This window comes from Marimonas lutisalis (genome assembly GCF_005434965.1).
GTDB classification, from domain to species: domain Bacteria; phylum Pseudomonadota; class Alphaproteobacteria; order Rhodobacterales; family Rhodobacteraceae; genus Marimonas_A; species Marimonas_A lutisalis.
The window spans coordinates 1-15,181 of the sequence record NZ_SKCI01000010.1; the positions used below are offsets into that span (position 1 = coordinate 1).

Genomic DNA, 15,181 nt, shown 5'->3' on the forward strand with positions numbered 1-15,181 from the left:
GAAGAACATCGTCAAACTCAAAGCTTCGGTCGCCCGGTTCGGCTTCGTCACGCCGATCCTCGTTGATGCGCAGATGGGGATTATCGCCGGGCACGGCCGGCTTGAGGCCGCGAAGGCCCTCGGCCTGACGGCCGTGCCGACCGTGATGGCCGATCATCTGTCCGACGCCGAAGTCCGGGCGCTGCGCATTGCCGACAACAAGCTGGCGGAGCTCTCGGACTGGAACGAGGATGCCCTGCAGATCGAGTTTGCCGGTCTGATGGATCTGAGCCTTGACGGGGCCCTGGACTTCGATCTCGACATCACCGGCTTCGAACTGCCCGAGATCGACATCATCATCGGAGGCGCCGGGGAGGCAGAAGAAGAACCCGAGACGGTTGAAGAACCGGATCCTGCCAAACCGGCCGTCACCCGCCCGGGCGATCTCTGGATCCTCGGGGATCACCGCCTCCTGTGTGGCGATGCGCTAGAACCTGACAGCTATGCCCGTCTGCTCGATGGCAATACCCCGCGCATGGTGTTCACGGACCCGCCCTATAATGTGCCGGTGCAGGGACACGTGCGCTCGGGCAATGCTGGCGCGCATCGCGAGTTCGCAATGGCCTCGGGCGAAATGACCACGGCCGAGTTCCGGGGATTCCTGGACAAGATCCTGACCCTGCTGGTTGAGGCCATGCCTGCGGGTGGGATCGCCGATGTCTGCATGGACTGGCGCCATGTCGAAGATCTTATCCGCGCCGGCAAGGGCTGTGGGCTCGAACTCATCAACCTCTGCGTTTGGAACAAGACCAATGGCGGCATGGGCAGCCTCTACCGCTCCAAGCATGAGCTGATCTGCATCTTCAAAAAGCCCGGTGCGCCGCACATCAACAATGTCGAGCTGGGCAAGCATGGCCGCAACCGCACCAACGTCTGGGACTATGCCGGGGTGAACAGCTTCGGCAAAGGGCGCGCGGCCGATCTTGTCGAGCATCCGACAGTCAAGCCCACCGCACTGGTGGCCGATGCCATCATGGATGTGACCCGTCGTGGTGACGTGGTGCTCGATGTCTTCGGCGGCTCCGGCGCCACGCTGCTCGCGGCCGAGAAGACTGGCCGCTGGGCGCGCCTCATCGAACTCGACCCGCTCTACGTCGATGTCGCGATCCGTCGCTGGCAGGAGATGACGGGTGAGGCGGCCGTGCATGCCTCGACCGGTGAGACCTTCGATATGAGCGCCTCCGCGTCGGCCGAAACCCGGGAAGGGGAGGCGGCCGATGTCTGAGCAGGAGAAAGATTACGAGGTTGGTTACGGTAAACCGCCCAAGGACAGTCGGTTCAAGAAAGGTCAGTCCGGCAATCCTAAGGGGCGACCGAAGCTCACGAAGAACGTGGACACCATGTTGCGCGACACGTTATTCCGGCCGGTCGTCATCACGGACAAGGGCAAGCGTCGCACTGTAACTGCGCTTGAAGCTTTCTTTCAACGTCTGCTTAAGAATGCTCTGGATGGAGATGCACGCAGTGCCGAAAAGCTGCTCAAACTTTTGCCCGTTCTTCAGGCTGGGTTGGAGCGAGAAGAAGCTGCGGCCCAGGCGGAGGCGGCGGTGGCCGCACGCGATGATCGTCCTGTGCTGGAAGCGTTGCAGAAGTTGATGGGTGGCGCGCTTGGCGACGTATTCCTGGATGGTAAACAGGGCGACGGTGATGCTTGACGACATCAATCTGAGCGAGCGGCAAGTGGCGGACACCGGTATGCGCCAAAACCTCTACCTGTTTCTGATCGGCGCGTTCGACGTTCTGCACCCCGGCCAAAGACTCGACGAAGCGCGCTATCTCGAAGCGATGTGTTATGCGCTGCAGGGCGTCGTGAATGGGCGCACACCGCGGTTGATGATTTCGATCGCACCGCGGCATCTGAAGTCCGTGTGCGGTTCGATCCTGTTTCCGGCGTTCCTGCTCGGGCATTTCCCGGAAAAGAAAGTGATGACGGTCAGCTATGGTGGTGACCTCGCGCGCGAGCATGGTGTCATGTTCCGGCGTCTGATCGAAAGCCGGTTTTATCAAGACCTGTTCCCGCGGATGCGGATCGACCCGAAGCATGACCGGATCGAGCATATGAAAACCACCGAGGGGGGCGGCCGGCAGGCCGTCTCCCTTGGTGGGGCTGTCACCGGCTTTGGCGCAGACGTGATCGTGATTGATGACCTTGCCAAGGCGTCTGATGTTCAGTCTGAGGTGATCCGCGAGCAGGCCCGAACATTCTTCGACGAGACGCTGTTCTCGCGTCTCAACGACAAGCGCAATGCGCGCATCGTGTCGCTTCAGCAACGACTGCACCAGGACGATTTCTCCGCATACCTGCTGGAGAAAGGAACGTTCCATCATCTCTGCCTGCCGTCTATCGCCGAGGTTCCGCAGGAGATCGCCTTGTTTGGGGGGCGGACCTGGAAACGTGATCCCGGTGACATTCTTAGCCCGGACCGCGAGCCCCGAGAGGTTCTGGACCAGATCAAGGCGGACGTCGGTACCTTCGCCTTCCGTGCCCAGTACCAGCAGGATCCGCAACCGGGTGAGAGTGAGTTCCTGTCGCTTGAAGATCTTGTCCTGGCCGAGACCTTGCCCAACGAGAAAAACTTTGTTCGTTTCGTGCAGAGCTGGGATACGGCGGTGAACGACGGGCCGCGCTGTGATTATTCCGTCTGCCTCACTTTCGGCTGGCACGCGTTTGAAGAGAGTTGGTACCTGCTGGACGTCCTCCGACAGCGTCTGAAATATCCAGATCTCAAGGACCGGGTGCAGTACATGCAGAAAAAATGGCGATGCGACCTTGTTCTGATTGAAGACTCCGCAAATGGTAGTGCCATTCTGCAGGAATTACGTCGCGAGGTGCACCGGGTCTTCCGGGCGGTGCCCGTGAACTCTGGTAAGCTGGACCGGTTCGTCCCTCAGACGGACTGGCTCAAGTCCGGCAAATTCGTGATCCCGAGCGATAAACCCTGGTTCGATGAATTCCGCCGCGAGCTTCTGGCGTTCCCCAACACGACGCACAACGATCAGGTTGATGCCCTGACCCAGTTCGCCAAGCATATACGGAATCGAGAGAAAGCTTACCTCGACACAGACCCCGAGACGGGGCGGCGACGTGGGCTTATTCGACCGCGACAACTACGACGTCCTGGACTGATGTCTTCTGGAGAAAATTGAGCATTTGGGAATTGGTTTGACGTCCGCCATGAGCCCAAGACCGGTCGTCCGTCCCGATAGGGCTGAACGACCGCTCAGCGGACAAATCTGCCATTTGAGGGAGAAGATTGAATGGCTGTTTTCCGACATCCGGAGAAAGCCAACGAGATATCAGAAACTAATGATCTTCCGCGCTTCGTCGGCGATCTCAAGAACGATATCTCCAGCCGACTGGACCTTTCGAACCATTGAAACGCCCTGACCGCACCACATTGCAACAGCCTCGATGTCGCCTGTTGTTTCCGTGTCTGGCGAGAACGTTTGATAGCGAACGACCTTGCCTTCGCTAGGTGAACTTGCGACCGTGTCTCCCTCGCCCGGTCGCTGTCCCGGTTTGGGACGCCCAGCAGCTTCCCATGCTTTCGTCGTCGAATTTTGCAGGGCGCGATGCGGCGCATTGGGCCATCCAACATCGAAAAGGTTGTCGTAGTAGCCGGTGTCCGTTTCGCAGGCATCAATGAGCCGCGCAACATAGTCTGGGTGAATGCATGTTTCTTTAGCGGACAGAAACCTCGTGCCAATCCATGCAGCAGATGCCCCAAGCGCAAGCGCCGCTGCGAGGCCGCGTCCATCAGCAATACCTCCCGCCGCAATCACCGGCGTGTCACCGACGGCATCCACGACTGCCGGGACAAGTGCCATGGTTGATACCTTTCCGCGAACATGGCCGCCTGCCTCCCAGCCCTGTGCGCAGATGGCGTGTGCGCCATGGTCAACAGCTTCCGCCGCACTTTGGGCATCCCAGGCCGAGAAGATTACTTTCGCTCCGCCGGACCGCGCATGGGCAATGAACTCTGGCGACCGCCCCCAGAATATTGAGATCACAGGCACGTTTTCTTCTAGGCAGGCGTCGAGCTGTTCCATGCTCGGAAAATCCATGTTCAGGTTCACACCGAAAGGAGCGTCAGTAAGGGCTTTCACCCGACCAACAAAATCCTTCACGCCCTTGGCATCGGTAAACCAGAGCGGCGCCAGTCCCAAACCACCTGCGTTTGATACGGCCGCCACCAGCTCTGGTGTCGTAGCGGTCATGTCAGGGGAACTTGCCTTGAGCCGGGCAGGGGGCTCTCTTAGCCTTTCAAGATGACCAAGCGTTCCCCCTTCAAGTACTTCAAGACCAGCCCAGAGATCATCCGCCTAGCAGTGATGCTCTATGTGCGTTTCCCGTTGTCACTCCGCAATGTCGAGGACCTGCTGCACGAGCGGGGCATTGATGTGAGCCATGAATCCATACGGTTCTGGTGGAACAGGTTCGGCCCAATGTTTGCGTCCGAGATCCGGCGGCGGCGTGTGCAGCAGCTGCGTGCATTCTCGCGATGGCAATGGCATGTCGACGAGGTTTTCGTGAAGATCAACGGTGAGCGGCACTACCTGTGGCGGGCTGTCGATCACGAAGGCGAGGTGCTTGAGAGCGTTGTCACGAAGCGGCGAAACAAACGCGCCGCATTGAAAATGCTGAGAAAATTGATGCGGCGATGTGGTCCGCCGGAAGTGCTTGTAACGGATAGGTTCGCATCATACAAAGCCGCGCTTCGCGAGATGGGTTGCGACCATCTCCAATCATGTGGTCGCTGGCTGAACAACCGCGTTGAGAACTCGCACTTACCCTTCCGACGACGAGAGCGGGCGATGCAACGCTTTCGCCGAATGCGAAGTTTGCAGAAATTCGTTGCCGTTCACGCCTCTGTCTTCAACCACTTCAACCAGGACCGAAGCCTCTCTAAACGAGATCACTTCAAGCAAAATCGAACCGCTGCTCTGGCCGAGTGGCGCGGTCTCTGCGCGGCATAAGGGACAGTGCTACTGTCCCAGTAGAGAGGAGTTCGAATTCGTCTGACAGCACCCTGCACCGGTGCTCTTGAATGACCTCGGCGTAACATAGATTGGTTGGTGCAATTCACTTTCCTGAAATTGGTCCTGCCCGCTTTACATGGGCCTCAACATAGTCCCAGAACAGTTTTTCTGCTTCTGAAAGCTGAATTTCTGAGTTGGTGACCAGATAGATCCTGGCCGACGGCTCCTCGCTGTAAGGGGGGAGCCGCCACAGACTTCCTTTGGCGACGAAAGGTTCTGCGAGATGTAGCGGCAGGAAGCCGATACCAAGACCAAGTTCGATCATGCGTCTGACCTCGTTGACATAGGGTGACTGGCCTCGCACCCGCTGGCCGATCGACACCTTGGCACGGTAGGCCGTGACATCGCTCATATGTTTGCCGCCCAGAACATCAGCATTGAACCCGATGAAGGGCTCGGCGCGCAAATCGCTGTTGGACACGTCGCGCCTCCCATACAAAGGATGATTGCGGCCGCAGAAAAGACCAAAGCGCTCACGAAGAAGCTCACGTGCCTCTAGGCCATCTGGGATTGTGCCATCGGTAATGCCGAGAGTAACGGTGCCCAGAGTGACTGCACGCAATATCTTTTCGGTGGTTTCGATAGTGATTTCCAGATCGACCGCCGGGTGATCATAGAAGAACTGTTCAATAGCGCGATCGATCTCTGGGCTCATCACTTGATCTATTGAGGCCAATACCACTTTACCCGAAATCGCCCGCGGCGCCTGTGAGAACGTCTGTGGCATCCGAGCGATCGAGGCAAAGATCGGCCTTATCTGTTCCAGCAGTTCCTGCCCGGCGCGCGTCGGCAGCAGCCCGGACCGGCGCCGTTCGAACAACTGCACTCCGGCGCTTTCTTCCAGCCGCTTCATCGCCTGGCTAACGGCGGGCTGAGTGCGATAGAGCGCCGCCGCTGCCTTGGTCATGTTTTTTTCCTGCATGACCACCATGAAAACCCGCAAAAGGTTCCAATCCAGCTTGTCTGCAAAGTCGCTCATGTGCACCAACTATAAATCTGACTTATTTTTACAAGTAGAAATAACAATTATCAATGAAAATGCGGACTCCGTATTCTCCCTGGTACAAGGCCCATTGCGGTCGACAACCGGGAGAACACCATGAAACTCACGAAACTCATTGCGACTATAGCGGCGGCCACATTCGCCGCGGGCGCCATGGCACAAGACACAGTGCGGATGGGAACCGAGGGCTACTATCCGCCGTTCAACTTTTTTGATTCCGCCGGTCAGGTGAAGGGCTTCGACATCGACATCGGCAATGCTCTGTGCGCCGAGATGAAGGTCACCTGCGAATGGGTCACGACCGACTGGGATGGTATCATTCCGGCATTGAACGCAAACAAGTTCGACACGATCATCGCCTCCATGTCGATCACCGACGAGCGCTTGAAGGTGGTGAGCTTCACCGATCCGTACTATTTCAACGCGGCGCGCTTTATCGCGGCCAAGGATGCAGGGCTGGGCAATGCGCTGCCGTCAGACATGGCCGGGAAAATCATCGGCACGCAGGAATCGACGCTCGAGGTCGAGGTGCTGCAGCAATATTTCCCTGACAGTGAAATCAAGCTGTACCCCAAACTGGATGATGCCTTGCTGGACCTTGAATCTGGCCGTGTTGACGCAGCTTATGCCAGCCAGTTCGTTCTGGGGGCGTGGCTGGCCAAAGAGGATGGCGCCTGCTGTGAATTCGTCGGCGAGGCTGCGCGGTCTGATGGCAACAAGGGCACAGGTATTGCTGTGCGGCAATCAGATACCGAGCTCTTGTCAAATCTGAACAAGGCGCTTGCGGCGATCGTTGCCAATGGAACCTATGACGAGATCCGGGGCCAATACTTCGACTTTGACATCATGACGACTCCGAAAACGGCCACGGAGCTTTACAAATAAGTCGATACCGACGTCTTTAAAAATGGATTGGGCCGCCACGTTTGGCCCGTCCACATCTGCCTTGCACACACTCAAAGGCTTGATCAATCAGGCGGAAAGGGGCCGAAATGGACCTCCTGTCACTTCTTGCATTCGGTGATACGGGCTGGGGCGATGAGCTGGCGCGTGGATTGATGGTGACACTGGCACTTGCCTTTGTGACCGCCCCGCTGGCCCTGATACTTTCCTTTCTGCTTGCATGGGCCAAGAACTCGAACAGCAGGTTGCTGCGCGGTTTTGCCAATGGCTATACGACAGTTTTCCGTAGTCTGCCGGAACTCCTGACCCTGATCATCATCTACTATCAGCTTCAGATCATCCTGAATGCCCTTGCGAGGTTGGTCTGGGCAGACGCCAACATCTCTCTGAACGCCTTTGTCTCGGGCGTCGTGGCGCTTACATTGGTGTTTAGCGCGCTTGGCGGCGAGGTTGTTCGCTCTGCTTACCAAGCCGTCAGCAAGGGCCAGTCCGAGGCAGCGATGGCGCTTGGGCTGAAACGCCGACACGTTTTCTTTCGCGTGGTTCTCCCGCAGATGTGGCGGCACTGTATTCCCGCCTTCGGCAATCTGTGGCTGATCCTGCTCAAAGATACATCGCTGGTTTCAATCATCGCCGTCAACGATCTTGTGCGCTATGCCAACAGGGCGATTGCCACGACTAAAGAGCCGTTCTTCTTCTACACGGTTCTCGCTGTAATTTTCGTGACGCTGGCATTTCTCTCGGGCCAAGTGCAGAGGGTGCTGGAACGCCGCACCAGTGCAAACCTGGGAGGCAGATAAATGTTATCCCACCTGACAGATAACCTTGAACTGTGGCGCATTGGTCTGACCAACACGGTCATGCTGACAGCCTTGGGGGTGTTCTTCGGCTTTTTCGTGGCAATCCCGATCGCCGCAGCCCGGTTGAGTAGCAATAAGCTGCTGTCAAAAGCGGCCTTTGGCTATGTCTATGTTGTGCGCGGCACACCGCTTTTGGTGCAGATCTTCATCATCTATTATGGACTTGGCCAGTTTCATAAAGAACTGAAGGCGCTCGGCATGTGGTGGTTCTTCCGCGACGCGTTTAACTGCGGCTTGCTGGCCTTCACCCTCAATTCAGCCGCCTACCAATCTGAAATCTTGCGCGGCGGCATCCTTGCTGTTCCCAAAGGTGTGATCGAGGCGGGTTCTGCCCTTGGCCTGACAACGCTTCAGATTTTTCGCAGGGTCATTATGCCCATCACCGTAGGCCGGATGCTGCCGGCTTTTGGCAACGAACTTGTCCTTTTGCTCAAGGCGTCGTCGCTGGTTTCGATCATCACCGTGCGCGATGTGCTGGGGCAGGCACGGTTCATCTATGCTCAGACGTTTGATTTGTCAGTCTTTTATATCGCGGCTCTGAACTATCTGATCGTCGTAATGATCATCGAGGCGATCTGGCGGCGATTGGAGCGCCGCAACGCCTGGCTCAAATACACGGGGAATTGATAGATGCCGAACAATAAGTCACAGCTCTTTGGTAACGAAGGTGTATTCCAGACGGCAAGCGGTCCAGACAGTACGCACGTTGAAATGCCATATTCAGGGATCCGTACGTTTATGCGGCGTCGACCGAGCATGGATTTTGCAGATGTCGATATGGCCGTACTGGGCATTCCGTTTGATCTGACCACCTCAGGCCGCTCAGGCTCGCGCTATGGGCCTTCGGCTCTGCGCGAGGCTTCAACACAACTGGCTTGGGGCGAGGTCTGGCCTTGGGGGTTCGACCCGTTTGATCGCCTGTCGGTGGTGGATTGCGGTGATGTGCCGTTTCGGCGCGGACAAGGCGCGCAGATGTATGAGGCAGCTACTGAGCTGGCCCGCCACGTGGTAGCGGCCGGTGCACAGACCATCATGATGGGGGGTGACCACAGCGCCACCTACGCGATGCTTAAGGCCAATGCGGAAAAATACGGCCCACTTGCCTTGGTGCAGTTTGATGCCCATCGCGACACCCAAAACAGCGAATTCCTCGATCACGGCACATTCGTCCATCATGCGATGCAAGAGGGGCTAATTGACCCAAGCCGCTCGATCCAGATCGGCATCCGAACCTTTTATGACGATGACGATGATATCACGGTTCTGTATCGCAATTGGCTTCACGATCATACCGCTGATGAGATGCAGGCCCGCATTGAGGAAGTGATCGGTAGTGGCCCTGCGTATCTGACCATCGATATCGACAGCCTTGATCCTGCTTATGCACCAGGCACTGGCACGCCGGTCGTTGACGGGCTTGCACCCAATGACATCATCCGTTTCCTGCGCCACTCGGCAGGGATTGATTTTGTTGGGATGGATCTGGTCGAGGTCGCGCCTGCCTACGACCCCGCCGGGGTGACGGCGCTGATGGGGGCCTCCCTAGTGCTCGAATACATTTGTGCAGTTGCCGCCAAGAGAGTGGGCTGACCCATGGTGTTTCGCGTGGCTTTGATTGAGTTTGCCCATGAGAGCAATACGTTCACGGTGAAAACGACAGGCATTCAGGATTTTAAGAATTCGCGTTACGTGCGCGGGGCCGAAATGCTGGAGCAGCTGCGCAACACGACTTCCGAAATTGGCGGTGCGATCGATGCCGCCGCGCGCATGGGGTGGGAAGTCGTGCCGATCCTTGCCGCACATGCCAACCCGAGTGGTCCCGTGCGTGAGACTGCACGACGTGACATCACGGACAAAGCACGGCGTTTGCTAGCAGAGTGCGGCCCGCTTGACGGGGTGTTCATTGCGCTGCACGGCTCCATGGTGACAGAAACGGATCAAGACGGCGAGAGCCAGTTCCTGCGCGAGATCCGTGCTTCGATCGGCGTGGATATTCCCGTGGCAGTGACTTTGGACCTTCACGCGAATATCTTCGACGAGTTTGCCGAACATGTGCAAATCGCGGTCAGTTATCGTACCTATCCGCATGTGGACATGGCTGCGCGCGCAGGTGAGGCCTGCGATCTGTTGCATCGGGCGATGGGGGGGGAGATCAAGCCGAGCCTCTTAGTTGACCGCCCGCCCATGCTCGTAGGTTGCGATGACGGGCGCACGACCCACGATGGCCCGATGTGCCGCGTACTTGAGGCCGCTGCCGAGGCCGCTCAGGCGCCAGAAATTTTGCATGTTTCTGTCAATGCAGGCTTTACCGATGCTGATGTTTTCGCCGCAGGGCCAAGCGTTTTGGTGTGTCATGAAAACGCCGAAGCCGAAGCCAATCTAACGGCGCGCCGGTTGTGTGATGTGATCTGGAGCTTTCGCGATGACTGGAAGCTTCCGATGCCACTGGGCGAGGCTATTGCTAGAATCAAGGGGCGCGAACTTTCGAGCAAACCCGTTGTGCTTGCTGACTTTTCTGACAATCCAGGAGGGGGTGGCTATGGCGATTGCACGGCGCTCCTGTCTGCCTTTCTGGATGCAGGGATACAGAATGCAGCCCTTGGCGCGCTTATTGATCCCCAGGCTGCTGAAATACTTGCCCAAGCGGGTGTTGGCAGTGTTTTGACGCTGAGCATTGGAGGCAAAAGCGACCCATCGGTTGGTGGTGGCCCGCTGAAACTGACTGGCGAAGTGCGGGCGGTTTCCGATGGCACCCTGACTTTCGAGGGGCCGATGCTGGCGGGTGTGGCTGCTGATATGGGGCCGAGCGTTTGTTTCCGAGTTGCAGGAGTTGACGTGCTGATCACGTCCAACGCGTTGCAAATGCATGATCTGAACCAATTTCGCTGTGTCGGGATCGAGCCGGTGGAGAAATCCGTGCTGGTGGTGAAGTCCATGCAGCATTTCCGCGCGGCTTTTGAACCGATCGCCAGCGAGGTGCTGGTCGTCGATGCCGGGGGGCTGTGTTCCCCCGATGTGACGCGTCGACACTATGAACTTCTGCGGCGTCCGGTATTTCCGTTGGATCTGGTCGATGCTTGATATCAACGCAATATCCGGACCGCGCATCGAGTTTGACACGGATGCTCTGCAGCAAAATTTTGCTCATTTGGCAACGTTATGTGCCGCGCATGGAATTGCGGTATCTGGCGTGACCAAGGCCATCGGTGGCAACCCGGACATTGCTAGCCTAATGCTGGATAACGGTATCTGCACGCTGGCGGATGCACGCCTCGACAATATAGCGCGGCTGCGCGCAGGTGGCATTGACGCGCCGGTCATGTTGCTACGCGCGCCCGCCATGGTCGAAGTGGCCGAAGCGGCGCGGTTGGCTGACATATTCCTGCTCTCCGAGATTGAAACGATCCGCGCACTGGCCACTGCCAAAGCTGAACTGGGAGAATGCTGTCAGGTCGTTCTTATGGTCGATCTGGGTGATTTGCGCGAAGGGGTTCCGCCTGAGGACCTGCCCAGTCTTAGCTGTGCCGTCATGGCCACGGAAAACGCCGACATCATTGGTATCGGCACGAATTTGGCCTGTAATCTGGGGGTGTTGCCAGATCAGAGCAATATGGCCGAGCTTGTGGCTTTGGCCAATCAACTTGAAGCCACGATTGGACACTCCTTACGCTATGTCTCTGCGGGTAACTCGAGCGCACTTTCGTTAATGTTGAATCAAGGTTTACCAAGCAAAATCAATCACCTGCGTCTTGGAGAAAGCCTTTTCCTGGGTCGCGAAACTGCCCACGGTCAAACGCTTACCCATATGCGTGGGGACTGTTTCGATCTGGTGGCGCAGGTCATCGAGCACAAGCTGAAGGCCCCCAGACCGTACGCTGCGCGTGGGCGCAATGCATTCGGTCAGCAGGTTGATGTTGCGCTCAGAGAGCCAAGAAGACTTGGGGTGCTGAACGTCGGGGCAGTTGATTGTGAGATTGGCGGTCTGTCGCCTCTCACCAGCGGCGTCTCGATCGTTGGGTATTCCAGCGATCATTTGATTGTCGATACCACCGATGTCAGCGATTTGGCCATTGGTGACGAAATCCGGTTTCGCCCTGATTATCGTGCTCTGGCGACCGCAATGACCTCACCCTACTTGGCGCAAGCTGGCTTTCAGGCGAGCGGCGCATCACTCACATTGGAAGGAACACCGCCATGTCTGCCACTGCGATAGATCGCGATATCGACCATAGCCAAATGTACGTTAGCGACGAGGTGGTTATCGAGATCGAAAACATGAGTAAATTCTATGGTGCTTTCCAAGTGCTGCATGACATTGATCTACAAGTGCGGCGTGGCGAGCGGATTGTGATTTGCGGGCCTTCGGGTTCGGGTAAATCGACGCTGATCAGGTGTCTCAACCGTTTGGAAGAGCATCAGGAAGGCCGTATTGTGATCGATGGGGTGGAACTGACCTCGGACCTCAAGAACATCGATAAGGTGCGCTCGGAAATCGGAATGTGCTTTCAGCATTTCAATCTGTTTCCGCATCTGACCATCCTTGAAAACTGCACGCTCGCGCCAATGCTGGCGCGCAAGATACCGCGGGAGGAAGCCGAAGCAACGGCGATGCGCTATCTTGAGAAGGTGAAAATCCCCGATCAGGCCAGCAAATACCCCGGCCAGTTGTCGGGTGGTCAGCAGCAACGCGTGGCCATCGCTCGGGCGCTTTGCATGAAGCCGCGTATCATGCTGTTTGACGAGCCCACCTCGGCGCTTGATCCCGAGATGATCAAGGAGGTGCTCGATACCATGGTCGAGTTGGCCGAAGAGGGCATGACCATGCTCTGCGTTACTCATGAAATGGGGTTTGCCCAAGCGGTGGCCAACCGGGTGATCTTCATGGACCAGGGCCGCATCGTTGAAGAAAACGAGCCTAAGGCCTTCTTCAATAACCCACAGAACGAACGCACGCAGGCCTTCCTCAGCCAGATCATTGGCCATTAGTGCCCAACGACCTAAAGGAACAATACAATGTCGGCCTCCGATCTCGCCTTGATCCCCTTCGTTAGCGTTCAGAACATGATGCGCCTGATCCTCGAGATTGGGACCGAAACCTGTATTGCGGAAATTGAAACCTATCTGGAAGAAGACTTCCGCCGCTGGCCTTTGTTTGACAAGACGCCTCGCGTGGCCTCGCATTCGCATGAAGGTGTGATCGAGCTGATGCCCACCTCTGACGGCATCGAATACGGCTTTAAATATGTGAACGGGCACCCCAAGAACATGAAGGACGGTCTCCAAACCGTCACGGCATTTGGGGTGTTGGCCTCGGTCGACACTGGCTATCCGCTGTTGTTTGCCGAAATGACGATCCTGACCGCTCTGCGCACGGCGGCGACCTCAGCCCTGGCGACGAAATACCTTGCCCCCAAGGGAGCCACGACAATGGCCATGATCGGCAACGGGGCGCAGGCTGAGTTTCAGGCGCTGGCGCTGAAAACGGTCTGTGGCATCGGTACGGTGCGCCTGTTCGACGTCGATCCGAAGGCGACCGAAAAATGCGCTCGCAATCTGGCGGGGTCGGGCATGACGGTGATTAAATGCGCCACTCCTGAAGAGGCTATACTGGGTGCACAGATCATCACCACCTGCACTGCGGACAAGAAGAACGCCACGGTGCTCAGCGACAACATGGTCGGGGCGGGTGTGCATATCAACGGCATCGGAGGCGATTGCCCCGGAAAGACCGAACTGCACCGCGATATCGTTATGCGTTCGGACGTATTTGTTGAATATCCGGAACAGACCCGCATTGAGGGTGAAATCCAGCAAATGCCCGAGGATTTTCCGATCACCGAATTGTGGCAGGTGATGACGGGCGATAAGCCGGGTCGCACGGATGACGCGCAACAGATTACCCTATTTGATGGCGTCGGGTTTGCCATCGAAGATTTTTCCGCTCTGCGCTGGTTGCGCGACAAGGTCTCGCAGGGCCGTTTTTGCCATATGCTAGACATGGTCGCCGATCCTGACGACCCGCGCGACCTTTTTGGCATGGTGCAGCGCGAGCGCGAGCGTATGAGTACAGCATGAGCATTCAGGGCGAATTGGCCCCAATTGCTTTTCTGCGGTTTCTTTTTGACCGCGCTGTTGCGGTGGCCGATCCGATGCGGGCGCTTGCGGCGCATTTGCCGGCGCGGCCGCCTGGCCGTGTTGTTGTTATCGGGGCTGGCAAGGCTTCGGCTCGCATGGCCGAGGCGGTTGAGGATGTCTGGGGCCCTTGCGAAGGGCTGGTGATCACGCGGTATGGCTATGCGCGCCCCTGCGAAGGGATCGAAATCGTCGAAGCGGCACATCCGGTGCCGGACGAGGCCGGCGAGGCTGCCACTAAGCGCATGCTGGAGCTTTTGAAGGGGTCATGTCAGAGGAACTTGGCTTGAGCCGGGCAGGGGGCTTGCATAGCCTCTGGCCATGACCAAACGCTCTCCATTCAAGTACTTCAAAACCAGCCCCGAGATCATCCGCCTGGCAGTGATGCTCTATGTGCGTTTCCCGTTGTCACTCAGGAATGTCGAGGACCTGTTGCACGAGCGAGGCATCGACGTCAGCCACGAGACCATCCGGTTCTGGTGGAACCGGTTTGGCCCGATGTTTGCATCTGAGATCCGTCGGCGGCGTGTGCAGCAGCTGCGTGCATTCTCGCCATGGCAATGGCATGTTGACGAGGTTTTCGTGAAGATCAACGGTGAGCGGCACTATCTTTGGCGGGCCGTCGATCACGAAGGAGAGGTGCTTGAGAGCGTTGTCACGAAGCGGCGAAACAAACGCGCCGCATTGAAAATGCTCAGAAAATTGATGAGGAGGTATGGTCAGCCTGAGGTGCTGGTCACCGATCGGTTCGTTTCATACAAAGCGGCTTTGCGCGACTTGGGTTGCGATCATCTTCAATCATGTGGGCGTTGGCTCAACAACAGAGTCGAGAATTCGCACCTGCCATTCCGACGACGAGAAAGGGCAATGCAGCGCTTTCGGAGAATGCGAAGTTTACAGAAATTCGTTGCCGTTCACTCCTCCGTCTTCAACCACTTCAACCAGGATCGCAGCCTCTCCACACGTGACCACTTCAAGCAGAACCGAACCGCTGCTCTGGCCGAGTGGCGCGGTCTCTGCGCGGCATAAAGGACAGCGCTACTGTCCTGGCAGAGACGAGTTCGAATTCGTCTGACAGCACCCTGGCATCCTCGACCGCGATGGGCCCGTTCTGCGGGTTCACGAAGGGCATGTTCAGCACTTTCGACGGCAGATCATCCTCGGTCTTGACCGCGCCGCCGAAGGCATCGAGAGTTTCGACCGC

General features: G+C 57.3%; 15 protein-coding genes and 2 pseudogenes. 14 read left to right on the forward strand and 3 right to left on the reverse strand.

Features of this window, described 5'->3' with window-relative positions; genetic code table 11:
• From E0501_RS20910 to terL, 3 genes are all read left to right on the forward strand, one after another.
• A partial coding sequence (locus tag E0501_RS20910; RefSeq protein WP_137703354.1) for a site-specific DNA-methyltransferase occupies positions 1 to 1,264 on the forward strand: 1,264 nt, incomplete at its 5' end.
• Positions 1,257 to 1,694 carry a DUF5681 domain-containing protein gene (locus E0501_RS20915; protein ID WP_137703355.1) on the forward strand — a complete coding sequence of 146 codons (438 nt, stop codon included), beginning with the start codon at positions 1,257 to 1,259 and terminating at the stop codon, positions 1,692 to 1,694. The genes E0501_RS20910 and E0501_RS20915, both read left to right, overlap by 8 nt.
• Complete coding sequence (terL, locus tag E0501_RS20920; RefSeq protein ID WP_161594687.1) at positions 1,687 to 3,186, forward strand: phage terminase large subunit; 1,500 nt, start codon at positions 1,687 to 1,689, stop codon at positions 3,184 to 3,186. The genes E0501_RS20915 and terL overlap by 8 nt, the downstream gene beginning before the upstream one ends.
• A gap of 150 nt (positions 3,187 to 3,336) precedes the next feature.
• Here terL and E0501_RS20925 read toward each other — a convergent pair whose 3' ends face one another.
• On the reverse strand, positions 3,337 to 4,257 hold the full coding sequence (locus E0501_RS20925) for an NAD(P)H-dependent flavin oxidoreductase (protein WP_137703357.1): 921 nt from the start codon (positions 4,255 to 4,257) through the stop codon (positions 3,337 to 3,339).
• A gap of 51 nt (positions 4,258 to 4,308) precedes the next feature.
• On the opposite strand from E0501_RS20925, the gene E0501_RS20930 reads away from it, so the two are divergent.
• Positions 4,309 to 5,016: an IS6 family transposase gene (locus E0501_RS20930; RefSeq protein WP_137703358.1), complete on the forward strand. Its 708-nt coding sequence runs from the start codon at positions 4,309 to 4,311 to the stop codon at positions 5,014 to 5,016.
• Positions 5,017 to 5,122: 106 nt separating this feature from the next.
• Here the strand turns inward: E0501_RS20930 and E0501_RS20935 are convergent, their stop codons facing one another.
• The gene (locus E0501_RS20935) at positions 5,123 to 6,058 is read right to left on the reverse strand and encodes a LysR family transcriptional regulator (RefSeq protein ID WP_137703359.1); all 936 of its coding nucleotides are present in this window, start codon (positions 6,056 to 6,058) and stop codon (positions 5,123 to 5,125) included.
• A 120-nt stretch (positions 6,059 to 6,178) separates the two neighbouring features.
• Between E0501_RS20935 and E0501_RS20940 the strand changes: the two genes are divergently transcribed.
• From E0501_RS20940 to E0501_RS20985, 10 genes and pseudogenes are all read left to right on the forward strand, one after another.
• Positions 6,179 to 6,967 (forward strand): transporter substrate-binding domain-containing protein, encoded by a 789-nt coding sequence (locus tag E0501_RS20940; protein WP_137703360.1) that lies wholly within the window; start codon positions 6,179 to 6,181, stop codon positions 6,965 to 6,967.
• A gap of 107 nt (positions 6,968 to 7,074) precedes the next feature.
• Positions 7,075 to 7,785 carry an ABC transporter permease gene (locus E0501_RS20945; protein WP_137703361.1) on the forward strand — a complete coding sequence of 237 codons (711 nt, stop codon included), beginning with the start codon at positions 7,075 to 7,077 and terminating at the stop codon, positions 7,783 to 7,785.
• Positions 7,786 to 8,472 carry an ABC transporter permease gene (locus E0501_RS20950; protein ID WP_137703362.1) on the forward strand — a complete coding sequence of 229 codons (687 nt, stop codon included), beginning with the start codon at positions 7,786 to 7,788 and terminating at the stop codon, positions 8,470 to 8,472.
• 84 nt (positions 8,473 to 8,556) lie between these two features.
• Positions 8,557 to 9,435, forward strand: coding sequence for an agmatinase (gene speB / locus E0501_RS20955; protein WP_268888903.1), 879 nt, complete (start codon positions 8,557 to 8,559; stop codon positions 9,433 to 9,435).
• Positions 9,436 to 9,438: 3 nt separating this feature from the next.
• On the forward strand, positions 9,439 to 10,926 hold the full coding sequence (locus tag E0501_RS20960; RefSeq protein WP_137703364.1) for a M81 family metallopeptidase: 1,488 nt from the start codon (positions 9,439 to 9,441) through the stop codon (positions 10,924 to 10,926).
• A complete protein-coding gene (locus E0501_RS20965; protein ID WP_161594688.1) occupies positions 10,919 to 12,058 on the forward strand; it encodes an alanine racemase in 1,140 nt (379 codons plus the stop codon). Before E0501_RS20960 ends, E0501_RS20965 begins: the two co-directional genes overlap by 8 nt.
• Positions 12,040 to 12,831 carry an amino acid ABC transporter ATP-binding protein gene (locus E0501_RS20970; protein ID WP_137703366.1) on the forward strand — a complete coding sequence of 264 codons (792 nt, stop codon included), beginning with the start codon at positions 12,040 to 12,042 and terminating at the stop codon, positions 12,829 to 12,831. Before E0501_RS20965 ends, E0501_RS20970 begins: the two co-directional genes overlap by 19 nt.
• 27 nt (positions 12,832 to 12,858) lie before the next feature.
• Positions 12,859 to 13,920: an ornithine cyclodeaminase gene (locus E0501_RS20975; RefSeq protein WP_137703367.1), complete on the forward strand. Its 1,062-nt coding sequence runs from the start codon at positions 12,859 to 12,861 to the stop codon at positions 13,918 to 13,920.
• A pseudogene (locus tag E0501_RS20980) lies at positions 13,917 to 14,243 on the forward strand (DUF4147 domain-containing protein); the annotation flags it as partial. The gene E0501_RS20975 and the pseudogene E0501_RS20980, both read left to right, overlap by 4 nt.
• Positions 14,244 to 14,298: 55 nt before the next feature.
• Positions 14,299 to 15,006 (forward strand): IS6 family transposase, encoded by a 708-nt coding sequence (locus tag E0501_RS20985; RefSeq protein WP_137703368.1) that lies wholly within the window; start codon positions 14,299 to 14,301, stop codon positions 15,004 to 15,006.
• On the opposite strand, the pseudogene E0501_RS21420 reads toward E0501_RS20985, so the two are convergent.
• Positions 14,951 to 15,181: pseudogene (locus tag E0501_RS21420) on the reverse strand (hypothetical protein); the annotation flags it as partial. The gene E0501_RS20985 and the pseudogene E0501_RS21420 sit on opposite strands and share 56 nt — an antisense overlap.

Bases quoted from the DNA above. Each gene is read 5' to 3' on its own strand.
- E0501_RS20915 (WP_137703355.1), top strand. From the start codon at position 1,257: ATGTCTGAGCAGGAGAAAGATTACGAGGTTGGTTACGGTAAACCGCCC.
- terL (WP_161594687.1), top strand. From the start codon at position 1,687: ATGCTTGACGACATCAATCTGAGCGAGCGGCAAGTGGCGGACACCGGT.
- E0501_RS20925 (WP_137703357.1), bottom strand. From the start codon at position 4,257: ATGACCGCTACGACACCAGAGCTGGTGGCGGCCGTATCAAACGCAGGT.
- E0501_RS20930 (WP_137703358.1), top strand. From the start codon at position 4,309: ATGACCAAGCGTTCCCCCTTCAAGTACTTCAAGACCAGCCCAGAGATC.
- E0501_RS20935 (WP_137703359.1), bottom strand. From the start codon at position 6,058: ATGAGCGACTTTGCAGACAAGCTGGATTGGAACCTTTTGCGGGTTTTC.
- E0501_RS20940 (WP_137703360.1), top strand. From the start codon at position 6,179: ATGAAACTCACGAAACTCATTGCGACTATAGCGGCGGCCACATTCGCC.
- E0501_RS20945 (WP_137703361.1), top strand. From the start codon at position 7,075: ATGGACCTCCTGTCACTTCTTGCATTCGGTGATACGGGCTGGGGCGAT.
- E0501_RS20950 (WP_137703362.1), top strand. From the start codon at position 7,786: ATGTTATCCCACCTGACAGATAACCTTGAACTGTGGCGCATTGGTCTG.
- speB (WP_268888903.1), top strand. From the start codon at position 8,557: ATGCCATATTCAGGGATCCGTACGTTTATGCGGCGTCGACCGAGCATG.
- E0501_RS20960 (WP_137703364.1), top strand. From the start codon at position 9,439: ATGGTGTTTCGCGTGGCTTTGATTGAGTTTGCCCATGAGAGCAATACG.
- E0501_RS20965 (WP_161594688.1), top strand. From the start codon at position 10,919: ATGCTTGATATCAACGCAATATCCGGACCGCGCATCGAGTTTGACACG.
- E0501_RS20970 (WP_137703366.1), top strand. From the start codon at position 12,040: ATGTCTGCCACTGCGATAGATCGCGATATCGACCATAGCCAAATGTAC.
- E0501_RS20975 (WP_137703367.1), top strand. From the start codon at position 12,859: ATGTCGGCCTCCGATCTCGCCTTGATCCCCTTCGTTAGCGTTCAGAAC.
- E0501_RS20985 (WP_137703368.1), top strand. From the start codon at position 14,299: ATGACCAAACGCTCTCCATTCAAGTACTTCAAAACCAGCCCCGAGATC.